Here is a 7036-nt window from a genome sequence, read left to right on the forward strand (position 1 = left end):
TCATTCCGGAGGAGCATCTCATGGCATTTACCGCAATCAGGAGCGAGGACGGCCGGACGCTCGAAATCAGCGTGTCAGGCAGTTTCCAGTTCTCCCTTCACCGCGAGTTTCGCGACACCTATCGTGAATACACCGTTCCCGACAGTCTGATCCGGTTGAACCTGACGCAGGCGGAATACATGGACAGCGCCGCGCTGGGCATGCTGCTGCTGCTCAACGAGCACGCCAAGCAGCATCGCGGCACGGTCGTGCTGCACCGGCCTTCTCCCGTCATTCGGCGTATCCTGGAAATCACCAGTTTCGACAAGCTGTTCCGGATCGAGGACTGAGGCATGTTGTCGCCTGTCAAGGCCGGTCTCGACAGCGCGACCTTCTGCGGCGTGGCCCTGGTCGTCGACGACGACACCACGACGCGACTCGTACTGGCCGCGCAACTGCGCGGGCAGGGCTACGCAGTGGTGCTGGCCGCTGACGGCCGTGAGGCCATTGCGAGTTTCGAGCGCCTCCAGCCGGGGATCGTCTTCCTCGACGTCATGCTGCCCGACCTGGATGGCTATGAAGTGGCGCGCACGATCAAGCGCCTGTCCGGCGAACGTTTCGTGCCGGTCCTGTTCCTGACCGGCCTGAGCGAGCAGCAGGCACTGACCGCCTGCATCGAGGCGGGAGGGGACGACTTCCTGTCCAAGCCGGTCGACTTCGTGACCTTGCGGGCCAGAATTCTCGCCATCGAGCGCATCCGCGGGCTCTATGAAAACCTGCGCGCGCAGCGGCAGGAGCTGGCCGATCTGTATGGCCGCATGGAGTTCGAGCAGTCGATTGCCGAGCAGGTGTTCAATGACTTTGTCATGGCCTCGAACGTGTCCATTCCGCCGATCCGGCGCTGGTTGAAGTCGGCCAGCGTCTTCAACGGAGACCTGTTCCTGAGTTGCCATGCGCCCGGCGGCGGCATTGCCGTGCTGCTGGGGGATTTCACCGGTCACGGGCTGGCCGCCGCGATCGGCGCGCTGCCAACCTCGGAAACCTTCCGGACCATGACGGCCAAGGGCTTCACGCTGATCGACGTCATGGCGGAAATCAATCGCAAGCTCAATCGCCTGCTGCCCACCGGCATCTTCCTGGCGGCGTCAGCCCTGCGCATCGATCCCGATCTCAAGACCGCGCTGGCCTGGAACAGCGGCATGCCCGAGATGATCCTCTGTCGCGAAGATGGCAGCCGCCGCATGATCGCCTCCCATCATCCGCCACTGGGCGTACTGTCGGATTTCATGCCGGGCACGCAGCCCGAGCGGATCGTTCTCGTTCATGGCGATGTTTTTGTCATGTGCAGCGACGGGCTGACCGAAGCCTGCAACGAGCAGGGCGAGGCCTTCGGCGAGGCGCGTTTCCTGGCGCAGCTCGAAGCTTCCCGGGGGATGGATGCCTTCGAGCGCCTGCAAACGGCCCTGACCGGATTTACCGGCAGCGCGGAGCAGCGGGATGACATCAGTCTGGTCGTGATGCCCTGTTGCGAGGGACTGCTGGCCGGCGCCGGGCATGCCGGCGAAGTAGCGGCACCGCGGCATCCGTCGGATCCCTGGGAATGGTCGCTGCGCCTTGAAGGCGCCAACCTGAAAAGGGTCGATCCGGTTCCGCTGGCGATGCATCACCTCGAGAGTTTCGGCATTCCACCGCGCCATTTGCAGCAGATCTATGTGATTGTCATGGAACTGTTCAGCAACGCACTCGATCACGGTGTGCTCGGTCTCGATTCGGCCATGAAGAACAGCGATGACGGCTTCATGGCCTACTACACGCAACGCCAGCAGAAGCTCGAGCAACTGCAGACGGGCTTTGTCGCCATCCGCTTCGATTACCGGCTGCAGGGCGCTGTCGGCGTGCTGCTGATCAGCATCGAGGATTCAGGCAAGGGCTTCTGTCGCGGCCTCTGCGCGCACTGCGACGCAGTCGGCGAGCGCTCGGACGAAAACCTCCGGCTCGAACATGCCCTCTCAGACCCTGAGCTCCTCGCGGGCGGACGCGGTGTGCGCCTGATTCGCAGCCTGTGCCGCAGTGTCCGGTACCGGGGGGCGGGCAACCGCGTCGAGGCGGAATACCTGCTCTGAAGTCCGGCCCTTGCTGGGTGTTTACCCGCGCTGCCCGTTGATGCACATGAGGAACTGTCGCTCCCTTCCGTAATGGACAGAGTGGAGACATGAGGAGCGGATGATGGGAAAGAAAATCCTGATCGTGGATGACTCGGTGTCGATCCGGCAGATGGTGAACTTCACCTTGAAGGGCGCCGGGTTCGAGACCGAAGAGGCCGCAGACGGCAAGGCCGCGCTGGACAAGGCACGCCTCAAGGTCTTTGACCTCGTGTTTACGGATCAGAACATGCCGGTCATGGACGGCCTGACCCTCATTCGCAGTCTCCGCGCACTCAATGAATACAAGAGAACGCCCATTCTCATGCTCACCACCGAAGCCGGTGAAGACATGAAGGCCAAGGGGCGTGAAGCGGGCGCGACGGGATGGCTGGTCAAGCCTTTCGACCCGCAGAAGCTGCTCCAGGTCGTGGCGAAGGTTCTGGTCTGAACCGCGGACGAGGGCGCTGCCATGTCCGTCGATCTCTCCCAGTTCTTCCAGACCTTCTTCGAAGAGGCCACCGACCATCTGGCCGACATGGAGCGACTGCTGCTGGCCGTTGATCCGGCAGCTCCGCAGGCCGAAGACCTCGACAGCATTTTCCGCGCTGCGCACTCGATCAAGGGCGGCGCAGGCATTTTCGGTTTCCAGAAGCTTGCCGGGCTGACTCACATCCTCGAGTCCCATCTCGACCGCATCCGCTCGGGCCGTGCCGCGATGAGCGAAGCGCTGGCCGACGAGTTTCTGGCGGCGGTCGACTATCTGCGTCTGCTGCTGCAGGCCTGCCGCAGTGGTGACGAGGTTGATGAAGACGAGTATGTCGCCATGTGCGCGCGCTACGAGCATCTGGGCGAGACCGCCGCCCGCACGAATGTGCCGGCTGTTGCGGAAGACGACGGCAGTTTCGGTCTGTTCGAGCCGTCACCGCAGCCCGATGCTCCGTCCGCTCCGCAGGACGAGGGCTTCGGCTTCTTCGAGCCTCAGCCCGGTACAGGAGGGCAGAATGAGCAGGATGAAGGCTTCGGCTTTTTCGAGCCACAGGCCCCGGCGCCCGCAGCAGCTCCGGCCGGGAGCCCGGACATTGAGGGCTTCGGGCTTTTCGAGCCGGTTCCGCCTGCTCAGGCCCCGGTATCGGGTGCTCCAGCCGGCAAGGCGGAGGCCGCCGGTCCTGCGCGCGCCGCTCCGCGGGCGGCCCCCGCGAATCCCGATGCGGCGTCGATCCGTGTCAGCGTCGAGCGTGTTGACCAGCTGATCAACCTGGTCGGCGAGCTGGTGATCACCCAGGCCATGCTCAACGAAACCGGCGCGAAGATCGAAGGGCCGATGGCCGAGCGACTGCAGAACTCGCTGAACCTGCTTGAGCGCAATACCCGTGATCTGCAGGAGGCGGTGATGTCGATCCGCATGCTGCCGATCAGTTTCGTGTTCAACCGTTTTCCGCGCGTGGTGCGCGACCTCTCCCACAAGCTCGGCAAGGGCGTGGAGCTCATCATCCAGGGCGAGGGCACCGAGCTCGACCGCAGCCTGATTGAGAAGCTCGTCGACCCGCTGACCCACCTGGTGCGAAACAGCATCGACCATGGCATCGAGTCACCCGAAAAGCGTCTGGCCGCCGGCAAGCCTGAACGCGGCACGGTGATTCTGCGTGCCTCGCAGCAGGGCGGCAGCATCGTGGTGGAAGTGATCGATGACGGCGCCGGCCTCAACCGCGAGCGCATTCTCGCCAAGGCTTCGGAGAAGGGCATCGCCGTATCCGATGCGATGAGCGATGCCGAAGTCTGGCAGCTCATCTTCGCGCCGGGTTTCTCCACCGCCGAGCAGGTCACCGACGTGTCCGGCCGCGGTGTGGGCATGGATGTGGTTCGCCGCAACATCTCCGATCTGGGCGGGCGCATCGAGATCAGCTCTACCGAAGGCCAGGGGGCGAGCTTCGTGATCCGCCTGCCGCTCACGCTGGCGATCCTCGACGGCATGTCGGTCGCGGTGGGGCCGGAGATCTTCATCATTCCGCTGACCTACATCCTCGAGTCGCTTCAGCCCGAGCAGAGCGAGATCCGCCCGATCGCCGGCCAGCGCGAAGTGGTGCATGTGCGCGGTGACTACCTGCCGCTGATTCCGCTGGCCGAAGTGCTCGGCACGCCCGCCGCGCCCGAAGGCGGCAACCGCATCCTGCTGCTGGTGCAGGCGGGCGAAACGCGCGCGGCACTGCAGGTAGACGATCTGCTGGGGCAGCATCAGGTGGTGATCAAGAGTCTGGAAGCGAACTACCGGCGCGTGCCGGGCATCTCCGGCGCCACGATCATGGGAGACGGGCATGTGGCCCTGATTCTCGACGTGCCCGGCGTCATCCGGATCGGCCTTGGCGGCTGAGCGGACGAGCACTGATTTCTTTGCGGGAGAGTATCTATGACACAGGCCACACAGGAATCCGATGCACTGATCTCGGCGGACGTGGTCAGCAATGCGGACAGTGCGCAGTACCTCACCTTCACGCTCGGCAAGGAGGAGTACGGCGTCGACATCCTCAAGGTCCAGGAGATCCGGGGATATGACGCCGTCACGGCCATCGCCAACTCGCCACCCTTCATCAAGGGCGTGATCAATCTGCGCGGCGTGATCGTGCCGATCGTTGACATGCGCCTCAAGTTCAACGTGGGGGAGGCGACCTACGATCAATTCACTGTCGTGATCATCCTCAACGTGCTGGGCCGTGTGCTCGGCATCGTGGTCGATGGCGTCTCCGACGTGATCACGCTGCAACCCGTTCAGATCAAGGCTTCGCCCGAATTCGGCGCCGCGATGGATACCCGCTACATCCGCGGGCTCGGCGCCGTGGACGAACGCATGATCATTCTTGTCGATATCGAAAAACTCATGAGCAGTCGCGACATGGCGCTCATGGAAGAAGCCGTCGCCTGAGACGGGCGCGCACACCGAGGAGATGAAAAATGAGTGCATCCCGAATGAGGCTCGCTACCCGCCTTGGCCTCGCCTTTGCTGCTGTGGTGGGCCTGATGCTGGTCGGCGTCGTGTGGGCCATCGTGTCGCTGAACCAGGTCAATGACCAGATCACCCTGGTCATCAAGGACCGCTTTCCGAAAACCCGCCAGGCTCATGACATCATCGATGCGCTGAACCTGGTCGCACGCAGCACGCGCAACATCGCGCTGGTGTCCGATCAGGCGGCGGTCAAGAAGGAGATGGAGCGGATTACCGACGCGCGTCGGATCATCCAGGAGAATCTCGACAAGCTCGACGCCTCCATCACGTCGGAGGAGGGCCGTCGCCTGCTGGGCGTGATGACGACCAAGCGTGCGGCCTATGTGCAGGTGCTCGACGAGCTCATGAAAATGACGCAGACCGCCAAGCGCGATGACCTCGGCCGCTTCCTGCTCGAGACCATGCGCGGGCCGCAGAACGACTACATGGATTCGCTGATGAAGCTCATCGAGTTCCAGGAGGGACTCGTCGAGCGTGACGGCAACGCCGCCGCGCATGCGGTGAGGGCCGACACCATCGTGCTCGTCTCGCTCTCGATTGCGAGCGTGATCCTGGCTGCCGTGCTGGCCTGGCTCATCATCCGCCGCATCTCGGCGCAGCTCGGCGGTGAGCCCGACCTCGCACGCGAGGTGCTGGCCAATATCGGCCGGGGCCGGCTCGATAATGCCATTGTCCTGCGCAGTGGAGACTCCGCCAGCATGATGGCCACGATGAAGGCCATGCAGGACTCGCTCAACGCCTTTGTCGCGGCCCAGGAGACCATGGCGCGGCGCCATGCCGAAGGCTGGATCAAGGAGCACATCGATGCCAGTGCCTTCCCCGGCACCTTCGGCAAGATGGCGACGGACATCAATGAACTGGTGGCCTCCCACATCGCGGTGAAGATGCGTGTCGTCGAAGTGATCTCGCTGTATGCGCGGGGCGATTTCTCGATCGACATGGACCGCCTGCCCGGTGACAAGGCCAAGATTACCGCGGCGATGGACGAGGTGAAGAAGAGCCTGCTTGGCGTCAGCTCCGAGATCAAGAACGTGGTGGCCGCCGGTGTGGCGGGGGACTTCTCGCGCCGCATCGATACCAGCCGTTTCGAGTTCATGTTCCGCGACATGGTGCAGGATCTGAACACGCTCGCCGAAACCTGCGACGTCGGCTTCAACGACGTGCTGCGTGTGGCCAATGCGCTGGCCGCCGGTGACCTTTCGCAAACCATCACCAAGGACTACCCGGGCCTCTTCGGGCAGACCAAGACCGGGGTGAACGGCACGGCGCAGGCGCTGGCCAAGATCGTGGGCGAAATCAAGAATACGGTGGAAGCCGCCGCCGTGCGCGGCGACTTCTCGGTGAAGATCGACCTCTCCGACAAGCGCGGCTACACCCGCGAACTCTCCGAGCTGCTCAACCGCCTCTCCGACGTGACCGACACCGGCCTCAAGGACATTGCGCGCGTACTCGAAGCCGTCGCCAAGGGCGACCTCACCGAAAAAATCACGGCCGACTACCCGGGCACCTTCGGCAACCTGAAGAACTACACCAATGGCACCGTGCGCAGCCTCGAGCAGATGCTGCGCCAGATCCGCGAAGCCTCGGAAACCATCCATACCGCGGCTTCCGAAATCGCCAGCGGTAACACCGATCTGTCGTCGCGCACCGAAGAGCAGGCCGCCTCGCTCGAAGAGACCGCCTCCAGCATGGAAGAGCTCACCTCCACGGTGAAGCAGAACGCGCAGAACGCCCGCCAGGCCAACCAGCTCGCCGAAGGTGCATCCGAAGTGGCGGGCAAGGGCGGCGACGTGGTCGGTCAGGTCGTTACCACGATGGGCGCGATCAACGAGAGCTCGCGCAAGATCGTCGACATCATCGGCGTGATCGACGGCATCGCCTTCCAGACCAACATCCTCGCGCTCAACGCAGCGGT

6 protein-coding genes are annotated in these 7036 nt (G+C 63.6%); all 6 read left to right on the forward strand.

Going from position 1 to position 7036, the window contains the following annotated elements:
- The first annotated feature begins 20 nt into the window (after positions 1 to 20).
- A complete protein-coding gene (locus tag ABDB87_RS20105; RefSeq protein ID WP_345930444.1) occupies positions 21 to 329 on the forward strand; it encodes an STAS domain-containing protein in 309 nt (102 codons plus the stop codon).
- Between the two features lie 3 nt (positions 330 to 332).
- A complete protein-coding gene (locus ABDB87_RS20110; protein ID WP_345930446.1) occupies positions 333 to 2102 on the forward strand; it encodes an ATP-binding SpoIIE family protein phosphatase in 1770 nt (589 codons plus the stop codon).
- A gap of 100 nt (positions 2103 to 2202) precedes the next feature.
- Positions 2203 to 2571 carry a response regulator gene (locus tag ABDB87_RS20115; RefSeq protein WP_345930448.1) on the forward strand — a complete coding sequence of 123 codons (369 nt, stop codon included), beginning with the start codon at positions 2203 to 2205 and terminating at the stop codon, positions 2569 to 2571.
- A 21-nt stretch (positions 2572 to 2592) separates the two neighbouring features.
- On the forward strand, positions 2593 to 4491 hold the full coding sequence (locus tag ABDB87_RS20120; RefSeq protein ID WP_345930450.1) for a chemotaxis protein CheA: 1899 nt from the start codon (positions 2593 to 2595) through the stop codon (positions 4489 to 4491).
- 36 nt (positions 4492 to 4527) lie between these two features.
- Positions 4528 to 5040 (forward strand): chemotaxis protein CheW, encoded by a 513-nt coding sequence (locus ABDB87_RS20125; protein WP_345930452.1) that lies wholly within the window; start codon positions 4528 to 4530, stop codon positions 5038 to 5040.
- Positions 5041 to 5069: 29 nt separating this feature from the next.
- A partial coding sequence (locus ABDB87_RS20130) for a methyl-accepting chemotaxis protein (RefSeq protein WP_345930454.1) occupies positions 5070 to 7036 on the forward strand: 1967 nt, incomplete at its 3' end.

This window comes from Uliginosibacterium paludis (assembly GCF_039631355.1).
In the GTDB taxonomy this organism is placed as follows: domain Bacteria; phylum Pseudomonadota; class Gammaproteobacteria; order Burkholderiales; family Rhodocyclaceae; genus Uliginosibacterium; species Uliginosibacterium paludis.

Coding starts and splice junctions, on each gene's coding strand:
- ABDB87_RS20105 (WP_345930444.1), top strand. CDS start 21: ATGGCATTTACCGCAATCAGGAGCGAGGACGGCCGGACGCTCGAAATC.
- ABDB87_RS20110 (WP_345930446.1), top strand. CDS start 333: ATGTTGTCGCCTGTCAAGGCCGGTCTCGACAGCGCGACCTTCTGCGGC.
- ABDB87_RS20115 (WP_345930448.1), top strand. CDS start 2,203: ATGATGGGAAAGAAAATCCTGATCGTGGATGACTCGGTGTCGATCCGG.
- ABDB87_RS20120 (WP_345930450.1), top strand. CDS start 2,593: ATGTCCGTCGATCTCTCCCAGTTCTTCCAGACCTTCTTCGAAGAGGCC.
- ABDB87_RS20125 (WP_345930452.1), top strand. CDS start 4,528: ATGACACAGGCCACACAGGAATCCGATGCACTGATCTCGGCGGACGTG.